General features: G+C 46.8%; 19 protein-coding genes. 4 read left to right on the forward strand and 15 right to left on the reverse strand.

From position 1 onward, the window contains the following. Positions 1-25 precede the first annotated feature (25 nt). The 12 genes from DNHGIG_RS04265 to DNHGIG_RS04320 all read right to left on the reverse strand — a co-directional run bounded on the left by DNHGIG_RS04265 (position 26) and on the right by DNHGIG_RS04320 (position 14424). On the reverse strand, positions 26-1168 hold the full coding sequence (locus tag DNHGIG_RS04265; protein WP_282198497.1) for a transglutaminase domain-containing protein: 1143 nt from the start codon (positions 1166-1168) through the stop codon (positions 26-28). Positions 1169-1774: 606 nt separating this feature from the next. Then, positions 1775-2032, reverse strand: coding sequence for an HPr family phosphocarrier protein (locus tag DNHGIG_RS04270; RefSeq protein WP_282198498.1), 258 nt, complete (start codon positions 2030-2032; stop codon positions 1775-1777). A gap of 88 nt (positions 2033-2120) precedes the next feature. Further along, positions 2121-3062, reverse strand: a complete 942-nt coding sequence (gene whiA, locus DNHGIG_RS04275) for a DNA-binding protein WhiA (RefSeq protein ID WP_282198499.1) — start codon at positions 3060-3062, stop codon at positions 2121-2123. A 24-nt stretch (positions 3063-3086) separates the two neighbouring features. After that, positions 3087-4253 carry a gluconeogenesis morphogenetic factor MgfK gene (gene mgfK / locus DNHGIG_RS04280; protein WP_282198500.1) on the reverse strand — a complete coding sequence of 389 codons (1167 nt, stop codon included), beginning with the start codon at positions 4251-4253 and terminating at the stop codon, positions 3087-3089. A 6-nt stretch (positions 4254-4259) separates the two neighbouring features. Beyond that, on the reverse strand, positions 4260-5129 hold the full coding sequence (rapZ, locus tag DNHGIG_RS04285; protein WP_282198501.1) for an RNase adapter RapZ: 870 nt from the start codon (positions 5127-5129) through the stop codon (positions 4260-4262). 167 nt (positions 5130-5296) lie between these two features. After that, a complete protein-coding gene (locus DNHGIG_RS04290; RefSeq protein ID WP_282198502.1) occupies positions 5297-6247 on the reverse strand; it encodes an ROK family glucokinase in 951 nt (316 codons plus the stop codon). 12 nt (positions 6248-6259) lie between these two features. Next, on the reverse strand, positions 6260-6721 hold the full coding sequence (locus DNHGIG_RS04295; RefSeq protein WP_282198503.1) for an NUDIX hydrolase: 462 nt from the start codon (positions 6719-6721) through the stop codon (positions 6260-6262). Between the two features lie 268 nt (positions 6722-6989). Further along, the gene (gene selB / locus DNHGIG_RS04300) at positions 6990-8900 is read right to left on the reverse strand and encodes a selenocysteine-specific translation elongation factor (RefSeq protein WP_282198504.1); all 1911 of its coding nucleotides are present in this window, start codon (positions 8898-8900) and stop codon (positions 6990-6992) included. A 14-nt stretch (positions 8901-8914) separates the two neighbouring features. Continuing rightward, entirely contained in the window at positions 8915-9859 is a 945-nt protein-coding gene (gene trxB, locus DNHGIG_RS04305; RefSeq protein ID WP_282198505.1) for a thioredoxin-disulfide reductase, read from the reverse strand. Between the two features lie 125 nt (positions 9860-9984). Beyond that, a complete protein-coding gene (locus tag DNHGIG_RS04310; RefSeq protein ID WP_282198506.1) occupies positions 9985-11709 on the reverse strand; it encodes a tetratricopeptide repeat protein in 1725 nt (574 codons plus the stop codon). Positions 11710-12239: 530 nt separating this feature from the next. Then, complete coding sequence (locus tag DNHGIG_RS04315) at positions 12240-13151, reverse strand: DMT family transporter (protein ID WP_282198507.1); 912 nt, start codon at positions 13149-13151, stop codon at positions 12240-12242. A 211-nt stretch (positions 13152-13362) separates the two neighbouring features. Beyond that, the gene (locus DNHGIG_RS04320; RefSeq protein ID WP_282201351.1) at positions 13363-14424 is read right to left on the reverse strand and encodes a nitronate monooxygenase; all 1062 of its coding nucleotides are present in this window, start codon (positions 14422-14424) and stop codon (positions 13363-13365) included. Between the two features lie 179 nt (positions 14425-14603). Here DNHGIG_RS04320 and DNHGIG_RS04325 point away from each other — a divergent pair, with 179 nt between their 5' ends. Then, a complete protein-coding gene (locus DNHGIG_RS04325; protein ID WP_282198508.1) occupies positions 14604-15518 on the forward strand; it encodes a LysR family transcriptional regulator in 915 nt (304 codons plus the stop codon). A 31-nt stretch (positions 15519-15549) separates the two neighbouring features. Here DNHGIG_RS04325 and DNHGIG_RS04330 read toward each other — a convergent pair whose 3' ends face one another. Further along, positions 15550-16455 carry a DMT family transporter gene (locus DNHGIG_RS04330; RefSeq protein WP_282198509.1) on the reverse strand — a complete coding sequence of 302 codons (906 nt, stop codon included), beginning with the start codon at positions 16453-16455 and terminating at the stop codon, positions 15550-15552. 125 nt (positions 16456-16580) lie between these two features. Between DNHGIG_RS04330 and DNHGIG_RS04335 the strand changes: the two genes are divergently transcribed. From DNHGIG_RS04335 to DNHGIG_RS04345, 3 genes are all read left to right on the forward strand, one after another. Next, positions 16581-17522, forward strand: a complete 942-nt coding sequence (locus tag DNHGIG_RS04335) for a LysR family transcriptional regulator (protein ID WP_282198510.1) — start codon at positions 16581-16583, stop codon at positions 17520-17522. A 108-nt stretch (positions 17523-17630) separates the two neighbouring features. Next, a complete protein-coding gene (locus DNHGIG_RS04340) occupies positions 17631-19100 on the forward strand; it encodes an FTR1 family iron permease (RefSeq protein WP_282198511.1) in 1470 nt (489 codons plus the stop codon). A gap of 37 nt (positions 19101-19137) precedes the next feature. Then, positions 19138-19590, forward strand: coding sequence for a hypothetical protein (locus tag DNHGIG_RS04345; RefSeq protein WP_282198512.1), 453 nt, complete (start codon positions 19138-19140; stop codon positions 19588-19590). A gap of 90 nt (positions 19591-19680) precedes the next feature. Here DNHGIG_RS04345 and DNHGIG_RS04350 read toward each other — a convergent pair whose 3' ends face one another. Together DNHGIG_RS04350 and DNHGIG_RS04355 are read right to left on the reverse strand one after the other, a co-directional pair. Next, positions 19681-20289 carry an undecaprenyl-diphosphatase gene (locus DNHGIG_RS04350; protein WP_282198513.1) on the reverse strand — a complete coding sequence of 203 codons (609 nt, stop codon included), beginning with the start codon at positions 20287-20289 and terminating at the stop codon, positions 19681-19683. Positions 20290-20377: 88 nt separating this feature from the next. Further along, positions 20378-21013 carry a TVP38/TMEM64 family protein gene (locus tag DNHGIG_RS04355; RefSeq protein WP_282198514.1) on the reverse strand — a complete coding sequence of 212 codons (636 nt, stop codon included), beginning with the start codon at positions 21011-21013 and terminating at the stop codon, positions 20378-20380. Between the last annotated feature and the right edge of the window lie 15 nt (positions 21014-21028).

The raw sequence follows: 21028 nt of genomic DNA on the forward strand, positions 1-21028 counted from the left end.
GCTCGATTCGTGTTTGTATCCTTCATCACAATTGTTTCCCATCAGGTTTGTGTGTTTCATAGAAATCAGGGTTATCAAAAAAATTCCCTGCCTGCTCCCAAGTAGGATCACAGGGAATCCATTTTTTCTCATCCGCTAGATACACCAAGTTCCATGCATGAGGCCCGCTGCTCCCATCCGTCAAAAAAGCGGTGCCGAATTCCTGCTTCACCTGTAAGCCAACCGCTCGTCCCATCGCTACCATCAAGGAGGAGTAATCGGTACACACACCGCGGCGCGATTCAAACGTCGGGATCGCACCGAACGAAAGCGTTTGGAAGTTTCCAGACTCGATCATGTCCGCCTTACGGTTATCATAACTCACATGGCTACCGATCCATTGATACAGACGGTACGCCTTTTCCCTGTCTGTCGTCGCACCGCGCACGATATCTCTGGCGGTTGCGTCGATCTGCTCATTTGAATCGAAACGGGTTTGCCATGTAAAAAAGCCTCTTCCTGCTTCCGGGCCGTTTTTCGCAGCTTCCTGACCGAGCTGATGAACCCAGTTGCTTGCTTGCTGTTGCAGCATGGGCAGATGTTTGGTCAAACTGCTTGTGAAAAGTGGAGTGATCAACTGGTTATCGGTCCACTGGTAGATGGAACTGTCTTTCGCCATCTTCGCGAATGCAGGCACATGCACAAAAGGTAAAGCAAGATGTACCAGCAGTACGAAAACGAATGTTCGCAGGAATGCTTTTGGCGTTTGCAGCAAAGCGGCGAACGCACGGCTCAGCCCTTTCGGCAGAAGCCCTGCCCATCTCTGCAGCTGATTGACAAGAGCAAACAAGAGCGCCTGAATCGGATAGATAACTATTTCAATGAGCCAATACACAAGGCAAGCGGCGAGCGGGATCGCGATTGCCCATGCCAGCAGGCTTGCGCGCAATTGTTGCAGCATCCATTGCAATTGGGGAATCTGCCAAGCTTGCTCCATCTGCAACTGCATGATCCGCCGCAATCCCCAAATGGCGATCGCATACGAAGCGATCCATTGCAATGAGTGAAAAGCCGAATGTATGCGATATTTCATACTTTCCAATTCACCGGGCAGTCCACGCATAAAACCGAGAAGAATGGGTGTAACGAGGAGAAACGCAGCGATGATCGTAATCCAGTTGTATGTCAAGATCGTTCACCTCACATCGAAAACCAATTCGTCTCCTGTTACTACTCCCATCTTAACATCAACACGAAAAACGTCAAAGACCAACTCTCGTTCACAGAAGAGTTGGTCTTGGCTTGTACCATTTTATGTTGAATCCGTTTAGCGCCTACTATGCAAATAATGGCCATAAATATTATGGAAAAACTCCGAAACCTCCAACACCACGAACAAAACACAAACGGCTATGATCATGATAATGGCAAATTGAGCGAATCGCCTGCGCCTTGTCTTCATATGGATCTCCCTCTCATTTTCATTCTCAACTCATTATGCTCATTTTCCCGGCTCCTCACTCAGCCACTTTCGAAACCTGTTAAAGTCTATGCGTTTTTGCGACTCTATAAAATGGAAATCCTATGGAAAGAACGCTTATTTCCTGACGAACTGTTTGAGAGGGGGACGGCTAAAGAGAAGGCATGGAGTGAAAGAAGTTGGCATCAAAAAGCAAGGGTCCCCAATTCGTCCCAAGCGGGAAAATCGAGGACCAGGAAGCCCTTTGCGTTGGTAAATATAGGCGATCCGCCTGTTGGTGGAATTAGATTTGCGACAGATCGTGCGGAGAGGGGGTTAATCTTCCTTGCTCACCATTTCGCTTAACGTTTCGATCGCTCGCTCTGCGTCACTGCCTTCCGCCTTGATGATGATCTCCGTTCCATGGCTAATGGCAAGTGACATGATTCCCATGATACTCTTCGCGTTTACCGATTTCCCGTCTTTCTCGACGAAGATGTCACTGGTAAATTTATTGGCTTGTTGTACGAATATAGCAGCCGGGCGAGCATGCAGGCCTGCGCGAAGGGCAACGGTCACTTTCTTCTCCGCCATAAACTCTCCTCCTCACTTCAAGACGTTGTTCGAAAAATCCGCGAACTTTTCGAACACACGAATAAATCGTTTTCATAAAGTTAGTATATCATACTATCTTCTGGTTCTGTTTAATTTTTTCAGCAAGTTCATCAAGCTTTCGCAACCGGTGATTCACGCCCGATTTCGATACCGTCCCCGGAAGCATTTGCCCCAGTTCCTTCAAGTTGATCTCCGGGTATTTCAAGCGCATTTCCGCGACTTCTCGCAGTTTGGGCGGAAGATTATTCAGCCCGATTTCTCGTTCAAGCAGTCGTATGTTCTCAATCTGACGCACGGCCGCATGAATCGTTTTGTTCAGATTGGCCGTTTCGCAGTTCACGATTCGGTTGACCTGATTGCGCATGCCCTTGAGAATACGCACATCTTCAAATCGCAACAACGCTTGATGTGCCCCAACGATATTCAGAAACTCGATGATCTTCTCGCCTTCTTTTAGATACATGACCCAGCCTTTTTTCCGTTCGATCAGTTTCGCATTCAGCCCGAACTGGTTGGTCAAATGACAGAGAGCAAGCGAATGATCATGATCGAAAGAAGCGATTTCCAAGTGATAAGAAGAGCCTTCCGGGTCATTCACGGATCCTCCCGCCAGAAATGCCCCCCGCAGATAAGACCGCTTGCAGCAAGCTTTTCTGATCAAATCCTCATCGATACCCGCAACGAATTGAAGATGATCATCGACGATTTTCAAATCTTTCAAGATCTTTTGCACGCCGAAAGGTACGCGAACCATATATACATTGTTTTTCTTCAATCTCATTTTCTTGCGCACCAGTACCTCTACATGCGCGTCGAAGATCGTTCGCAACAATGTATACATTCTCCGGGCAATCGCTGCATTTTCGGTTGTCACATCCAGACAGACACGCTTGTCGCTCTTGACGATGACACCGTTCATCCGGATCATGGCTGCCAGTTCAGCACGTTTACAACATGCCTTGCTCTCCAGTTGTGTCAATTCTTTTTTGGTTCGTGCCGCAAACGACATCGTGCCATCACCTCCGTATAAGGATTATGATGGTTGCTTTTTCGTATCTCTTCCCAGTAGAGCAAAGATCTGTTCACTGATCCTTCGCGCGTCATGTCGCGCATAAATGGCGTAATGGAGAAAATTGCGGGCGATCACCGATAGTCCCATCTGTTGTAGATTCCAAATGTCCGCGACAACCGGGGCCGCTTGTTTTTCCCGGTATTGTTCAATGACCGCCGGTGGGATGGGTGCCGTATTGACGAGGATATACTCGAAGAGACCTGGCCCCACATGGTCATAGATTGCTTGGACGTGCTGAGACGCCGTAAAATTATCTGTTTCTCCCGGTTGTGTCATGACGTTACACACGTAGACGGTGATCGCATTCGACTGGCGGATGGCATCGGCGATCTCGGGAACCAGCAGATTCGGCAAAATACTGGTATACAAACTGCCAGGACCCACGATGATCGCATCCGCTTCCTTAATGGCTTGCACGACTTCCGGCAAAGGATGGATATCGCTAGGTACAATTTCGAGGCGCTCGATTTTTTTATTGGCTAAAGGTATTTTCGACTCCCCCTGAACCACCGTTCCATCCGTCATATAAGCACGCAGAACGACTTCCTGGGGAACGGCCGGAAGCACCCGTCCACGCACTGCCAAGACCCTCGACGTTTCTCGTATGGCCGTTTCAAAATCCCCGGTGACATCCGTCATCGCCGCAATGAACAGGTTTCCGAAGCTGTGCCCGGCTAATCCTTCACCGCTCTTAAAACGGTATTGCCACAATTTTTCCATGAGAGGTTCCGTATCGGCCAAAGCGACGAGGCAGTTGCGGATATCTCCCGGTGGCGGCATTCTCAAATCGGAACGCAATCGTCCGGAAGAACCGCCGTCGTCCGCGACCGTAACGACGGCTGTGATGTCCGCGTCATACTCCTTTAAGCCGCGTAATAGAACGGACAATCCGGTTCCTCCGCCGATGACGACAATTTTGGGTCTACCCAATTTCGCTAGGAGTTCCTGCCTGCCGATCTGCTCATCCCGCCACCATCCGAGTGCCAGAAGCCCTGAGCCCACGAGCAAACTTGCGAGACCGATTACAGACGCCTGCCCGGGTACCGAATGGATTCCTACGCCTGCAGCAAGCAATCCCAGCCCGAACGAGCAAACGGTCCATGCTAAGAGCCACCACTTCTTTACCATCGTCACTTACCGACCTTTATCACAGTCACGGTGAGTGACCCTCACCGATTCATTTTGTTTCAGATGCTGGTAAAGAAGCTCTGCCACAGCGACTGATCGATGCTGTCCGCCTGTACAACCGATGGCGATCACTGCTTGGTTCTTACCTTCTTTCTGAAATTGAGGCAAAAGGAAATCGACCAGATCGAACAATTTTTCAAGAAACTGTTGCGTTACCGGCCATTTCATCACATATTCAGATACATCTTTATCTTTCCCCGTGAGAGGGCGAAGGGATTCGACATAATGGGGATTCGGGAGAAAACGAACATCGAAGACCAAGTCCGCGTCAATCGGAACCCCATGTTTGAAGCCAAAAGATACGATATTGACGTTGAGCTTCTGTTCGTCAAGATTGGAGAAGCGTTGAACGATTCTCTGCTTCAATTCGGACGGTTTCAAGTCACTCGTATCGATAATCCAATCGGCCCGTCCCCTCATCTCCTCCAGTTTGCGGCGTTCTTTCGCAATCCCCTCTGGGATGCGGCCATCGGGAGACATGGGATGTCTGCGCCGTGTCTCTTTGTATCTGCGAACGAGCACGTCATCATCCGCCTCGAGATAAAGAATCTGTGCGGTGATCCCGCTCTTTTCCTCCAATTCTTTCAGCGCTTCGAACAGATCTTGACCTAACGCCCGTCCACGAAGATCGCAGACGAGAGCGATTTTCGAAACTTTTCCTCCCGATTGGATAACGAGTTCACCAAGTTTGGGAATCAATGCGGGAGGAAGGTTATCTATACTAAAGAATCCTATATCTTCTAAGCTTTGCAACGCTACCGTCTTCCCCGCTCCGGAAAGGCCGGTCAGAATGACCACATGTACAGTCTGGTTCATAGTACCACCTCATTCCCCTTATGCAACAATTGTACAGAAAAAGGCTGGTCTCGACCAGCCTTCATCTGAAACCTTCGTATCCATACTCAACGGTACATCTTCACACGCAGGCTCAATGAACGTCGTCTATCGGTCAAAGGTACAGACCGCTAGCAACAGGGAGACGATCATGACGAAGCAAGCATGGAAAGCCTGGCAGCCCCCAAGACGCCCGCGTCATTGCCGAGTTCCGCCGGTCGGAACGCGACCGCATCGCAAACGCGAGCCAATGCATATTTGGAAAAGGAATCGTACAACGGCTTAAACAAGATATCCCCCGCTTTGGAGACGCCCCCACCGATGACGATAAGCTCCGGATTCAGGATATTTGCCGCCAGCGATAAAGCGTATCCCAGCGTCTCCGTCATGTGCCCGACAACCGAGCATGCCACCGCGTCCCCTTGACGCGCATGGTCAAACACGTCCCGGGCCGTCAGCGCAGCAACCTCTTGTAAGCTGGATTCTTCTCCCGCTTCAAGCCGTCTTTTCGCGTGACGCACAATGGCGGTTGCCGATGTGATCGTTTCCAGGCAACCCCGATTTCCGCAATTGCAACGATCGCCTTGCGGATCGATCACGATATGCCCGATCTCCCCGCCCATGCCATTCGCTCCGTGATAGATCATACCATCGATGATCAAGCCGCCTCCGATTCCCGTACCGATCGTGATCGCGAGGATATGGCGATGCCCGCGCCCTGCACCGATCCACGCTTCTCCTAATGCGGCCACATTGGCGTCATTTTCTACCACGACCGGCACTTGCAAACGGCGATTCAGTTCTTCGACAACAGAGATCTTCTTCCACCCCAAATTAGGCGATTCTTCAATCATCCCTTTTTCGAAATCAAGAAAACCGGGGATTCCGGCTCCAATACCCGTTACGTCATTCCACGACCATCCTGCGCGTTGTGCAACCGTTCTCGCCATGTCGGCGATACGGTCCAAGACGAACGCAGCACCGCGCGGCGCCTCCGTGGGACGTTCCTCTTTGACAACGATCTTTCCGCTCTCGTCGACGGCAGCCACTTTAATGTTCGTACCGCCTAAGTCGATCCCGATTACTCGCTTCTCCCCCATATTCCCTCACCTTTATTCTCGGTTCTCCAGTTTCCATGCAAGCAATTGATAATCAGGCGTATATGTAAATTTCCCGGTAATCAATTTTGTTTCCTGCAGGATCTGGCGCAAAAAAATACGATCGCCTTCCGCCATCGGACGTTCGTCGAGCGTATCGATTTTGATCCACTCCAAGATCCCCTCTTCCGTCTCATGCAAAAGAGTACCGCTCCATTTTTCGGTATAAAACGTGAAAAGCATCCAATGGTCAATCATTTTTGAACCTTCTTGCAAAAGAACGGTAAAGACTCCCCGCAAATCAGCCGTTTCAATGGAAAATCCAGTTTCTTCGCAAATTTCGCGAGTCACCGCTTCCACAAGAGATTCACCCGGTTCCATCTTTCCTCCCGGGCACACCCACCACCCTCTGCGCGGTTTCTTGAGCATGAGGATCTGATCACCTTGGCGTATGATACAATTGGTAACCACTTGCATGTTCATCAACTCCTGCAACCTCTAGCATACCATGCCGAGAAGATCCCATTCAATCGATCCTTCTCTCCCTTTTTAAAAAACACCACCCGATTTTTCAGGGAAGGGTGAACCTATCGGGAACATCTCGGGATGATAAAGGCAAAAAAAGAGGCGATGCTTAACAGCACGCCTCAACTCTATAGGTAAAGGGGGTCAATGTGTTGCTACTTGTAGGATACTCCTTTAATATTACGGCTATGTAACAGCCTCTTTAACATTTTGTGACAACTTATGAAGCGATCCACAGTCTCTTCTCTCCCTCGCGCCGTGTCCACTTCATACGATCGAAATATTCGAGCAAAGCGAGCGCGAATTTGCGTGAAGTCCCCACATGATCGCGAAATACGGCCACTGTGAGCTCTCCTCGATCCGCCAACGTTTTGACGATTTCTTTCGCTCTTTCGATCGTCTCTTTGGCGAAGAAGATTCCTTCTTCGATTTCAATCAGTTCTTCTCGTTCTTTCATATAGGAAAGCAGTCCTTGTACCACCTGGTCCTTTCCCTTGAACTGATCCGCCAATGTCAATAACGATGGCGGCTGAAATCCGTGTTCCAGGAATGTCGTTCGCAACCGTTCAATCAGACTCTTCTCGGCCAAGCTCAGCGGAACCTGGTATCCGGACAAACGGATGCGATCCGCCTTGATTTCAAACCTACCCTCTTTTTCTCCCAGTGCGATCAGCGCATCATAGATTTTCGGTTTGATCTTCGTCCTCAGTTGCGAGAGTATCTGGGCTTTTCCTACATACATGTTATACTTTGATTTGGCATACTGTGCACGGATCTTTTCTTCAATTTCATCGAACAAACGCTGTTTCTCTTCGCGCTCAATGAATCCCTTGGTACCGGGCAGTTCTTCTATCACCGCGCGTTTCGCCAGTTCCTGCAACCACACCTGGGTCTGTTCCGGAGTCGCTTTGATGCGCGCGGCAATTTCTTGCAACGTAAGGCCGGGCTCCGCTTGCAAAATGGCTGCGATTCTGGCATGAGGACCGCCTTTTTCCTTCTCCGCCAACTCTTCCAGGATGGAGGTGCGTTTGCGTCTGTACAAGCGCACCGGATGCGGATCAATCACCATACCGCCGCCAAGGGTCATCATCGGAGAATACGTACGGATGATAAATCGGTCTTTCGCTTCACACACGACGGGAGATTCCAGTTCGATCTGCACGAGTGCGTCTTCGCCAGGTGCGATCTCATCCCGGTCGAGAATGATGACCCGTGCCATCGCCTCTGACGTACCCATATAGAAACGGATACGCATGCGGTTTGTCACACCTCGCGGGGCATCCGTCAGGAGACGCAGGCGCGCATCAATGAGTTCCGTTGGCTTATAGATGGATGGGGCCACGACGACTTCCCCGCGATGAATCCCAGCTCTCTCCACCCCAACGAGGTTGAGCGCCGTCCGTTGTCCCGCAACCGCCGAGTCCACATTGTCTCCATGAACCTGGATCGAACGAACCCTCGCTTTCTCACCAGACGGAAGCAATTCAACATGTTCCCCGACCGACACTCGTCCGGCAACGATCGTACCCGTTACAACTGTTCCAAAACCGGGCACAGAAAAAATGCGGTCGATCGGCAATCGCAAGGGCGCAGTCACTTCCCTCGTCACGACCACCCGCGCCATGTCCGCGATCGTTTCGCGCAGCCGTTCGATTCCTTCACCCGTGTGGGAAGACACAGGAATTAAGGGGGCATCTTTCAAAATCGATCCCTTCAGTTCCTCGCGGACTTCTTCCGTTACCATCTGCAGCCATTCCGTATCGACCGTATCGATTTTCGTTAAAACAACGATTCCTTTCTGGACATTGAGCATTTCTAAAATATGCAAATGTTCTCTCGTCTGCGGCATCACACCTTCATTCGCGGCGATTACCAAAAGGATCAGGTCAATCCCGCCGGCGCCCGCCAGCATATTTTTGATGAACCTCTCATGTCCGGGCACATCGACAATGCCGATCCGTCGCCCGTCCGGTAGCAAGAGCGGGGCAAATCCCACATCGATCGAGATCCCCCGCTCTTTCTCCTCCTTGTGAATATCCGTATCCTTACCTGTCAACGCTTTGACAAGTGCGGTTTTGCCATGGTCGATATGTCCCGCCGTCCCTACGATGAAAAAATCGCTCTTGCTCACATCACACCATTCCTTTATGCTTCATCCGCCCACGCTTCCACGTAATGTCCCGCATAAAATGCGGCCACCGCGCCATCAGCTGTGGCTGTCACCACCTGTCTCAGTACCGTGTCGCGCACATCTCCCGCGGCAAAAATACCAGGGATGTTCGTCTGCATCTTCGCGTCCGTCACGATATAACCTTCGTCGTTGAGGATCGACTCGATATCCGAACCTTTAAGAAAATCCGTATTCGGTTTCATTCCGACGTAAATGAACACCCCATCTGCCGGGAATTCCTTCGTGTCTCCCGTTTTCGTGTTTTTCAAGACGACCTTCTGGACTTTTCCTTCTCCCTCAATCGATTGTACGGTCGTATCCCATATGAAATCGATTTTTTCGTTTTTGAACGCGCGATCCTGCAAGATTTTCTGCGCACGCAATTTATCCCTTCTGTGAATGATCGTCACTTTCGTCGCATGGCGTGTGAGATAAATCCCTTCTTCCACAGCCGAATCTCCGCCTCCCACCACGACGAGTTCTTTTCCGCGGAAGAAAGCACCGTCACACGTCGCGCAATAGGACACTCCGCGTCCGCGAAATTCCTCTTCACCAGGTACGCCTAGCTTGCGGGGTTCGGCACCCGTTGCGAGGATCACCGCTTTGGTCCGCAGTTCTCCGTTTGATGTGTGCAAGACCTTGATTTTACCTTCATCTTTGATCGTTTCAACCGTACCGGTGATATATTCCGTACCGAAACTCTCCGCCTGTTTATGCATGATCATAGAGAGTGCAGGTCCTTCGACACTCTCCACCCCCGGATAGTTTTCGATCAGATCCGTCGTGGACGCTTGTCCTCCCGGCATCCCCCGTTCGATTAAAGCTACTTTCATATTTGCACGGCCTGCGTATAACCCTGCCGCTAAACCGGCAGGCCCTCCGCCGATAATAATGATGTCATAAAGTGTTTCGTTCGACATGACTGATCTCCTTTCCTGAACAAAAACGGCATCACAAGCAGTATTCCCTTTAAGAATAGAAAAAGAGCAGGAGTATCTGCTCTTTTTAGTATATCTTATGTCACGCAAAATAACTGTGATATTCCTTACACGCTTCCTTCCGGATGCTCTTCCAGGATCCTTACGATCCTCCGTGAAATCTTCGAGACGGTAGCGGAAGAAACTCCAAATAAGGTAGCGATATCTCCTTGACTGATGCCCATATTCATTTGATTCAAAGCGATATAGGCGATGCCTGCCGACCAGCTCTGAACTTTCACGATGCGTGGCGGTTGTTGCATCGTCTTCTCCAAATAGGAGAGCCAAACGTTCCGGGCTTTGAGTAACACTTTGTTTCCATAGGGAGACAATCTCTTTTCCACGTCAAGCCACACGTCTTTCCATTCTTTCCGTCTGGCAAACATCTCTTCCTGCAGATGTGGCAGGGAAATCGCTACAGCTGTTCTCCCATCTGAAACCACATCATCGGCAACTTCGGCTCCCATCTGCCGCAACACGTAGGCGGCCATCTCTTTTAACTGATCCGATTCGTCGGGCGCCTGGATAAACTCGCGCAGCGCGTTCTCCACTTCCTGATCCGCGATGAGTGCGTAGACCTGAATCACCATCGTCTTGATCTCCGCGTTCCCATGTTTCAACGCCCAGAGCAAATATGAGCGGACAAGAGGGTTCTTTTTCCATTCAAGTAACGTTCCCTCTTGCAGTTGCTCTTCCATAATTTTAAACTGTTCATAAAAAGGAAGCTGATACTGATACGGAACGGGAAGAGGGTTTGAATACCCCTGTTCCGCAAGTTCCATCTGTTTGAGATAAAAGGGAGCTACATGATTATTCGGATCGAGTTTCGTGAGATCCTTCCACATTCTGCGCGCACGTGTATATTTTCCCGAATTGTAAGCGGCAGCGGCTACACAATGAAGAAGTAATGGATCCAATCGTTCGCTGAAACGAAAGAGAAGCATGAACAAACGATACGCTTGTTCATGATGACCAAGGATCCCCAAGGTTGTTGCCAATTTGAATCCTTGATCGAACGCCAAAGGATATACCTTACTTAAACGGGAAACGATTGTCTTGACCCGTTCTTGGTGACCCTTATATTGTAAATACACAGCCAAATTACAAAGCGCATGAATATTGCACGGATCTTTCTGCAGAATATCTTCTACGACCGAAATCGCCAAATCCATCTTTCCCAAATAATAATAAGCGATCGAGAGGTTGTTTTGTAAAGCGATCCCGTCCGGATTCTCGCGGATCAGTTTTTTCAATAGTTCGGCCGCTTCCCTGAATTTTCCCTCGTGAATGAGACGCACGGCATGAACAGATTCCGGCAACTTAATTTCCATTTCTTTCAATCGCCGGCGCAAAACTTCTCCACCGCCAAATTCAGAAACGAGAATCTCTAACATTTCCTCCGCATCGCGCGAAAAATCCCCCTGCGGGTTTAGCTCCAGGTAGCGCGCTGCATATTCCTCCGCCTTTTCATAAAGCCCCATGTATGCATAATTGTTCGCCATATAAAAATAACAATCGGTCATTTCACGGTCGATCTCTTCAATGACATGCTCAAGGATCTCATTCGATTCTTCATATCGGCCGAGTTCAGACAGCACGCCTGCCAAATTGAAGTGATGAACCGGATTGTTCGGCTCATATTCGCACGCCCTGCGGAAATATTTCATCGCTTTCATCAAGTCATGCCGATCCATATAGTAAGCCGCACGTTCAAAGAAAAAAGCGGCATCTCTGCGAAACGGTATCACGTGTCCGGAAGGATGTTGGTTTTTTTTGCTCCGCTCTTGGTCCACCCGATACACCCCCCACTTCCCCAAACCGGATTTGCCAAAAGTATTCAGGCGTCTTCAGTATAGCACAAGCTCATTCATCTTGCAGAGATGGCATACTCACAAATCATGTAAACCTTTAATTCAAGTCGAGGTTCAATAAAAAAGGAGGTAGACGAAGTTACCTTGAAAACTAGTGCTCGGGTGGATGTATCGCTTTGCGCTTGGGTTCTCTGAGGCATATGCTTTGCGCTCATGCTCCGTGGAGGTCGTCATTGCGGGCGTATGCTTTGCGTTCGCGCTCCGTGGAGGTCGTCTCGCTTTTAATATATTTAATTGTTGCGATACGACCTCCAAAGTCGCTGCCTCACGCAAAGCATTACGCCCGCTAAAAGATACTTTTCATCCTCTAATGATGCCACCGCTTGAGATTTGAGAGGCTACCTCGCAAACACGTTCCGTGGTCATTCGGTTATTCTTCGACTCGGAAACGCGAGAATGTCGTCAGCTTTCACATACGTGATACCACCGGCTACACCCTCTCGTCCTTTTAATCATGATTCCATTGCATGTTCATCATGACTATAAGTACCTTTATTACTTTTTAAAAACATCAACACTCCAGAGATCGAGAGAATTCCGCCAACAATCTGGAAATCTGTTATAGATTCTCCCAAAAGGAAAAAGGCCAAAATAATCGATCCCACTGGCTCTCCTAAAATACTCATTGAGATTGTTGTAGCATTTACGTATTTCAGTAGCCAATTGAACAAAACGTGACCAAAAACGGTAGGAACGACAGCAAGTAAGATAAAAATACCCCATTCGGATGCAGGATAGCCGATCATCGGAACTCCTGCTATCAAGTTATAAATCACAAATACGCCCGTTGCGATCAGAAATACTAGAATGCTGTAAACAAATGAAGACATTCGTGTACTCAGGGTTTGCCCGACCAACATATGTACAGAAACGGCCATCGTTCCCAAAATGGATAGCATATCACCGAACATGGCAGTGGCATTGGAATTCCCAATGTCTCCGCCGCTGACGAATACAGTTCCTGTGATGGCAAACGCCATACAAATAATCGCTGTTCCATTCGTCTTTTCCTTAAACACAAGATAAGCTCCTATCATCACAAAAAAGGGCTCTAACGCCGTTAAGATCATCGAGCTTGCGACAGTTGTGTATTTGAGCGAACCAATCCAAAATAAAAAGTGTAGACCCAAGAAGATTCCTGACAATATGAGTAACTTCCAATCCCTGCGTGAAATCGATTGAATTTCCTGCACGCGTTTTCTAAGAAATGGAGCCATAAGAAGTACCGTAAAAAGCAATCGGTACATTCCTAGAATCGATGCAGGTGCATGAGACCATTTGATAAATATGGATGAAAATGATATAGAAACGACGCCAATCATCAAAGGAAAAATCGTGGGTACTGGGCATTTGGCTTTTTCCATATTCCTACACTCCCGTTTTCAGTCATCATGAACAAAGATGAGCGGCGTGCATAACACACAACCGCTCTGTAAAATCGGAAATTCTCTATATGATCAAGCGATATCCGTCAAAATCTTTCCTTTTAAATAATATCATCATACACCAAAACAAAAAAGAGATTACGGGATTTTAAATTTCCATTTACATGTTTGCTTCAATAGATATCCTGAATCAGATTTGAACGCGAAGTTTCCTGGTTACATCTTCTAACGCTTGACGAGCTTGTTCCATCAACAGATGTACGAGTTCGGCTGCTGGCATTTCTTTGGACAGTTGATAACCTTGCCCAGCCCATAAAGACATTGAACTGGGGTCTCCAGATTCCCCGGAAGCTTTTCGAAGATCTTTTGTGATATGATGCACGTGTGGATATGCCGCTGGAGCCACTGCATCGTATTCGTTAAGAAAACGGTTCACCAATCCCCGGGCGGGTCGACCGGTGAAGGCACGAGTAACTGCTGTCGATTTGAAACTCGGATCTATGAGGGCAGCTTTGTGTACCGGATGCGCCCCGCTCTCAGGACAGCGCAAAAATGCGGTTCCCAACTGAGCCGCACTAGCTCCCGCTGTAAGGACAGCAGCCACATCTCGCCCATGCATAATACCACCAGCAGCAATTAACGGCAGATCCACCACCTCACTAACGAGTCGCAAAAGCACAAGAAGACTCAAGTCTTCATGAGCAGAAGTATGATTGTGGAACGTTGCACGATGACCACCGGCTTCATGGCCCTGTACACACAAAGCATCCGCACCTGCTTGTTTTGCCATAATCGCTTCCTGTGGTGTCGTAACAGTCACCACAACGCAGGATCCGCAGTCCTTGAGCTCAGCAATAATTTCTGGCGACGGACAGCCGAACGTAAAGCTCACCACCGGCACCCGTTGTTCAAGGAGAACTTCAATCTTCGCATTCCAATCATCGTCGTCCGCTTTTGGTTCGCCAAGTTTTACTCCGAGACGCCGGGCTTCCACCTCAAGTAGTTCCCTGTAACGAGAAACAGCCTCGAAATCGACTTCTTCGCCACTCGGCACGAAGATGTTCACGCCAAACGGAGCATCAGTCATCTTTCGAATAGCCATTATTTCCTCACGCATAGCATCAGCTGTCTTGTAACCTCCAGCAAGAAATCCAAGTCCTCCTGCACTTGACACGGCGGACGCAAGTCGAGGGGTCGACACTCCACCTGCCATGGGAGCCTGAATGATAGGAATCGAAAGGGAATGTAGAATCATGATCTCACCTCTTGGTTTTGTGAAGTTGAATAGGATGAACTGGATCGAATCGCTGCGAAACCCACGAACCCCAGCTAAGTATTTACATAAGAAATTGTACAATTTGAGCATATAAGTGTAAAATATTTCTAATCGATGGTATCTATCAGTGAAACTGATACCAGGGGGTAAGCGGGATGGACATTCGAGATCTTACAATCTTTGTTGCCGTTGCGGAGGAACTGAATATCACCAAGGCGGCAAAACGACTGGATTATGCACAGTCCAATGTAACATCCAGAATACAAATACTTGAGACGGAACTCGGCACCACTCTCTTTTACCGACATCAAAGGGGAGTAACCCTAACACCATCCGGTGAACTATTGCTGGAATATGCGAGAAAAATTCTACATCTCTGTAATGAAGTCAAAACTTCTTTACAAGACCACTCGAAACCCAAAGGACCCCTTCGTATTGGTTCCATGGAAACTACCGCAGCTGTGAGATTGCCTGAGATACTTCATGAATTCCGTAAAAATTGTCCCGATGTTGATCTATTTCTCCAGACGGGTCCAACTGAAGAATTGATTCAGTCCGTCTTGTCCTACAAATTGGACGGAGCTTTCGTAGCAGGACCGGTGAATCATCCAGATATCTTTCAGGCGGGTATCGTTGATGAGGAACTCGTGTTGGTATCAAACTCTTGGAAATCAATGAGAGAATATTTATACAAAATACGGAAGAGTACACTATTAGTATTCCGAGAAGGATGCACTTATCGTTCCAGACTTGAGCAATGGTTGAGAGCAGAAGGATTGATCCCGGAAAAGACGATCGAGTTTGATACTCTGGAAGCTATGCTTGGATGTGTGACGGCTGGAGTAGGTATCGCGTTATTACCTCTGTCAGTTATTGAACGGTCGGACTTACGTGGTTTCATCTCTTATCACCCCATCTCTGAAAGATATAGTCGAGTAACAACCATCTTTATTCGACGGGCCGATACAGTTATGACACCCGCTTTGACTCGATTTTTATGGATTACAAAAAGTCTTTTTTCAGTGCAATTCGGTTCGACTCCCACTAACCACGAAGGAAAGGCACGGTGATTCGGTCATGCCTTTCCGCATTCATTCCCCTTTAATTCATTGTTTTCTGATATTTTTTAAAACGTATCTCCCCCCACGTTCTCCAGTTTAGTATGACAATACCCGCCAATACACAGCATCCGCCTATCACATGTAATGTCGTTAATTTCTCATCTAAAAAGATAGCTCCAACGATCATTGCAATCACCGGTGCGACATAAGTCCATGTCGAAGGAAATGTTGGATTCGTTTCTTTTAGTAGCCAATAATAAATTCCAAGTGCAAGAATCGAAGCAATGACGGACAAATACAAAAGGGCGGAGACAGAACTCAAATTGTATGTTACCGTCGCGATATCTTCCAGACATATGGAAAGAACAAATAATCCGCAACTTGAAAAAATCATTTGCAAACCGTTAAATGCAAAAGGAGAAACATGATTCATAACTTTTTTAGAACGAATCGCTCCGATCGCGCAGAAAAACTCCGCTGCCACAATGGATAGTTTGCTTTCTAGTGCAAGCGGATCGTCGTGAGCTACCCCCTGACCAATACCAACAACAAATGAAGTTCCTATAATTCCGAGAACCAATCCAACAAAAAGATTCCACCGGAACTGCATTTGCCCCGCCACTATGCCTATGATTGTGTTAAAGATCGGTGCAGTCGCTACAAGCAAAGCAGCAAGTCCAGATGCTATATGTTGTTCTGCCCAGAATAAAGATGCATAAGGAATCGTCGTCATCAAAATCCCTACAAATGCGATCTCCGCATACATTCGAAAGGATAGGCGTTTTAGTTGTTTTCGCCAACCAAGAAACGCGAGAATGAGAGCCCCTGCGATAAAAAAACGGAGAGTCGCGAACCAAAAGGGAGGCATCCCATCCTCTATACCGATTTTGATTGCTAAAAATGTAGTCCCAAAAATAAGACACATAACTATGTAGTTTATAACCATCTTGAAATCCCCCTTTCGTTATGAATTAGAATACAATCCGAATGAAATCTGTGGTACTATCAAACTGGAATACCGTTATAACCTTAAGTTATATCTAATGAGTATTTGAGAAAAGGAAGATCAAAATGATGAATTTGCAACAGTTGAAATATTTTTTGACAACCGTTGAACTTGGAAGCCTTAACAAAGCTGCCAAAGCTCTATATATCTCACAACCAGCGTTGACGAAACAACTGGCTCGACTGGAAAGGGATCTCGGCTGTCGCTTACTCATAAGAAAAACTACGGGGATCGAATTGACCGATGCGGGAGGTTATTTATATGAAAAGGCGTGCAGTATCCTTCAACAGGTGCAACAAACTGTAGAAGGGATGAAACAATATGCCCAGACTCCTCAACTTCGGATTGGAGCTTTGCCAAGCTTGGCCAGCTATTATCTTTCAGGGTTCATCCATAAACTTGAGGATTCGAAGGAATTTCGGGTCGATATTACGATTTTGGACACTACGAGAGAATTAATTTCGATGATGGAAGAAGATCGATTGGATTTGGCATTTGTTCAGGATTTTGCCGGACATGATAGGTTTCATACGATTCATTTATTTATCGATCCGTATATTGCCATACTACCGGCTTCCCATCCACTTGTTAGGGAGACACCTCTTAGTTTTCAAAGGCTTGTTAAAGAAAAAATGGTGATATATAAAGATCCTTGCGATATTCGAACCTCTTTTCGACGCCACTGTAACGAACTTGGGATTGAACCCTCCACGGTACTTGAACTCGACTTCAATGATTCCATTCTGACTTTCGTGTCAAAAGGATATGGTGTTTCGTTTGTACCTTCTTTGGTTGCTGAACACATGTACGATCCTTCGATTGTAGTACGGGAAATCGAGATCGATTCATTCAGTCGAACGGTCGATGTAGTGTTTCAATCAAAATTTGAACCATATATTCATCAATTGCTTCATTCAACTGAACATGAAAAGCGACACAAAGTTGGATTTGCGGAGGATTCAAATCAGCGTCCAGAATATTACCTTCTCAAAAATAAAATTTATTGACACAGATCATTTGTTACCATAAAATAATTTCGTATCATATTGATAATGATTTTCAATGTCGTTATAAAAATTCGATTCTTATTCATGGGTACGTAAGGAGGAGGGCCGGTGTTTAAACAAATAAGCGCTGTTCTACTCGCGCTTTTTCTAATAGTTGGATCCCCGACAGCTATGGCTTCTAGTCCAGGAGTGGATTCATTGTTAAAGGCGGAACCTTATGTCGATCAAGCATTATCTGAGGCACAACATGGCCAGCTATCAAAAGCACAAGAAATCTACAAAAAGTTCCATGATACGTGGTTACAAATTGAAGACTCCATAAAAGCGGAATCCGGACAGGCATACAGCGATATTGAGTCGAATATGGGCCAAGTGGATTATGCTTTTATGCAGAATAAACAAGCAAGTATCGTCCAAGCTCTTCAAGGTCTGAGAGATGTAAATGAAAAGTTTATTCATGGCCAATATGCAACAAGTGAGCAGTTTAAGAAAGAAAACATCACTCTTTCCGATTTTATCGACATGTTAAAAGACACGAAGGGAAAGGTACAAAACCATGATCAACAGGCAGCACTGACAGGGATCGCAAAAGCGAGACAGTCATGGTTGAGTGTAGAAGGTGTTGTCGTTGCCCAGTCGGCGACCGTATATAACGACTCGGAGAGGGACATGGTTACGATCAACGCGATGATCGCGGCCGGTGATTATCAAGGGGCCACACAAGTACTTGACCGAATGATTCAGTATTTAACCCCGCTTGCAACGAAATCAGGATATACACTCTGGGATGCAGCCATGATTCCTATTCGTGAAGGTTTGGAAGCGCTGTTGGTCGTCGCTGCTCTACTTGCTTTTGTAAAGAAGAGTCGTGAAGGAAAGGGAAAGGGATGGATTTGGCTCGGCGTTTCAAGTGGCCTGTTACTCAGCATCCTTTTAGCTGTGATCGTGAAATTCATATTCTCATCGGGGGCATTCGGCAATAATAACTCCCTGATATCCGGATGGACAGGTGTTATAGCAGCAGTCATGTTGTTGTACATGAGTTACTGGCTGCATAGTCAATCCAACATTTCCGATTGGCAGAGTTACATTCGTACGCAAAGCCAATCGGCGTTGGACACAGGGCGTCTTGTTTCTTTGGGAATCCTGTCATTTTTGGCCGTTTTCCGTGAAGGTACGGAAACTGTTCTCTTTCTGATCGGAATGGTGAACCAGATCAGTTTGCACAATCTGATTATCGGTCTTTTGATTGGACTTGGAATTTTGGCGATCATCGCTTATCTCATGCTGGTTGTTGGAGTGAAATTGCCTTTACGGCCGTTCTTTATGGTATCAAGTCTCATCGTCTTTTATCTCTGTGTGAAATTCACGGGTATGGGAATTCACAGCTTGCAACTGGCAGGTACGTTGCCTTCCACAACGGCTCCGCTGCCTAGTATCGATTGGATAGCGCTTTACCCCTCTTGGCAAAGTGCGATTCCGCAAATCCTTCTCGTTTTGTTCGCAGTACTCGTTGTCATCTGGAAGAAGTATGCCGTCAAAAAGAATCTGCAACAGAAAGTAACTCCAAACCATTAAAAATAGATACATCCGTAAATCTAAGGAGGAATTATTCATGAAACCTATTCATTCACTCATCGCTTTAACCCTGGCAGGCACTTTATCTTTAGTGGGTTGCGGCTCCACCACCAATAGTTCTGCAACCAATTCAAACCAAGGGAGTCAAGCAGAAAAAACAACACAATCAACTGCCAACAAGGAAACCTCTTCAACCGACATCAAAGCAGGTGTTACAAAGATGCTCTCAATCGCAACAGATCTCAAGAAACAAATTGATGCCGGTGATGAGGCTAAGATCAAAGTCACTGGCCCTCAATTGGAGGACACTTGGCATACCTTTGAGGATAGCGTGAAACCGAAGTACCCAGATCTCTATGAAAACGTGGAAAAATATCTGGACCCAACCGTTGCTGGCTCTAAAGCAAACCCAATTGATAAAAAGACACTTGCGAATTTGGATGAACAGTTGATTCAAGTATTAAATGAACTGGAACAAAAAGCGAAGTAATCATGTGGAGAAAAAAGACATGATCGTATCCCATCTTCTACGATCATGTCTTTTTTATTTCAGTCAATCTCGCGTATTTGAGAAAACATTTTAATGGATCGGGTGATGCTTTTTATTTTCTTTCCATATTCGTTTTTCTATATCTTCATAAAAACCGATACACTTATTTACGAATTGATCAATGCCTTTCCAAAGTATAAGTAATCCATGAATGATCGTTGCGATACTTATACCGATGATCATCCCTGCAATCACATCCGACGGATAATGAACCCCCGTCCAAATTCGAGAAAAAGAGATTCCTGAAGCAAGCAATAACCAAAGCCATCCGTCACGTTTACGAAACATCCAAATGGCTGTGGCGATCACGAAGGCACCCGTAGCATGATCACTTGGAAATGATGCATTTGCAGCGTGTTGAATGAGTTGGATCACATGATGATGAACAAAAGGCCTGTCGCGATATAGGAATATTCCTATTAAAGCATTGATTCCTAATGCGATGGTTGCAGAGAGTAACGCTTCCGTTACCATTCGTCTATTTTTAGAACTTCGACTGAACCAATAGAGAACAATCCCCAAATAAAAAAGATATTCACCATATTGGGATAGAAAGACCATCACGGGGTTGAAAAATGCATGCGTGACGGCCAAGTTGTTGATATCCACGAATAAACCGTAATCCATTTGAGAGAACATAGCATGTATCCTTTCTTCTAATGGTTGAACATCCATATATGGTTAGAAACCTTTTATAAGGTATTACTTTCCAAGAGGGAATTTCCGTTTATTTTTTCGTTTCTTTTGCTCGAATAAAATACCCAAACAAAATGAGTAGAATGAACAGCAGTCCTCCGATGATTCCCCAAACGAGCGTACCGTAGCGAAAACCGGCATACATACCACCCACCGCTAAATGAAACGGCAAAATTCCAAGCGCTGTCGTCCATAAGAACGGCCACAATCGCACACGCAATACACCAGCTGCGTAATTGAGCAAGTGGTAAGGAACCAGTGGAATAAATCGTAACGAGAGTAATCCAAACGTTTCTCGATCTTGTATCCACGTGTTGACCTTTTGTATATAGGAACTAGCTATTCGTTCGACAATTGGCCGAGCCATCCAACGCGTGATATAAAGCGCCGCTATGGCACCGACAATCCCAGCAATCCAGGAATAAAAGGTTCCCCACCAAACTCCATAAATCTCCATAAGAAAAATGGTTATAAATTCCCCCGGCACAGGTAAGATATTGACTACGGTCTGAACGAAAATTCCAAGAAGCACGCCCCAAAAGCCAAAATGGCGTATCGTTTCCAGCAATAGCTGGATCTGTCCCGTACGCAGGTAGTAAATATATATCACGACCAACACACCGGCCAGAGTCGTGCCGACTATGGTTTTAACATTCTTGATGGACAACTCTTTTTGTTCCCT

It is taken from the genome of Collibacillus ludicampi, assembly GCF_023705585.1.
GTDB classification, from domain to species: Bacteria; Bacillota; Bacilli; order Tumebacillales; family BOQE01; genus Collibacillus; species Collibacillus ludicampi.

What these genes read in the sequence shown, in the direction of transcription:
- DNHGIG_RS04330 (WP_282198509.1), bottom strand. Translation starts at nt 16,455, where the DNA reads ATGGTTATAAACTACATAGTTATGTGTCTTATTTTTGGGACTACATTT.
- DNHGIG_RS04335 (WP_282198510.1), top strand. Translation starts at nt 16,581, where the DNA reads ATGATGAATTTGCAACAGTTGAAATATTTTTTGACAACCGTTGAACTT.
- DNHGIG_RS04350 (WP_282198513.1), bottom strand. Translation starts at nt 20,289, where the DNA reads ATGTTCTCTCAAATGGATTACGGTTTATTCGTGGATATCAACAACTTG.
- mgfK (WP_282198500.1), bottom strand. Translation starts at nt 4,253, where the DNA reads ATGGTAAAGAAGTGGTGGCTCTTAGCATGGACCGTTTGCTCGTTCGGG.
- whiA (WP_282198499.1), bottom strand. Translation starts at nt 3,062, where the DNA reads ATGTCGTTTGCGGCACGAACCAAAAAAGAATTGACACAACTGGAGAGC.
- rapZ (WP_282198501.1), bottom strand. Translation starts at nt 5,129, where the DNA reads ATGAACCAGACTGTACATGTGGTCATTCTGACCGGCCTTTCCGGAGCG.
- DNHGIG_RS04325 (WP_282198508.1), top strand. Translation starts at nt 14,604, where the DNA reads ATGGACATTCGAGATCTTACAATCTTTGTTGCCGTTGCGGAGGAACTG.
- DNHGIG_RS04345 (WP_282198512.1), top strand. Translation starts at nt 19,138, where the DNA reads ATGAAACCTATTCATTCACTCATCGCTTTAACCCTGGCAGGCACTTTA.
- trxB (WP_282198505.1), bottom strand. Translation starts at nt 9,859, where the DNA reads ATGTCGAACGAAACACTTTATGACATCATTATTATCGGCGGAGGGCCT.
- DNHGIG_RS04295 (WP_282198503.1), bottom strand. Translation starts at nt 6,721, where the DNA reads ATGCAAGTGGTTACCAATTGTATCATACGCCAAGGTGATCAGATCCTC.
- DNHGIG_RS04270 (WP_282198498.1), bottom strand. Translation starts at nt 2,032, where the DNA reads ATGGCGGAGAAGAAAGTGACCGTTGCCCTTCGCGCAGGCCTGCATGCT.
- DNHGIG_RS04290 (WP_282198502.1), bottom strand. Translation starts at nt 6,247, where the DNA reads ATGGGGGAGAAGCGAGTAATCGGGATCGACTTAGGCGGTACGAACATT.
- DNHGIG_RS04315 (WP_282198507.1), bottom strand. Translation starts at nt 13,151, where the DNA reads ATGGAAAAAGCCAAATGCCCAGTACCCACGATTTTTCCTTTGATGATT.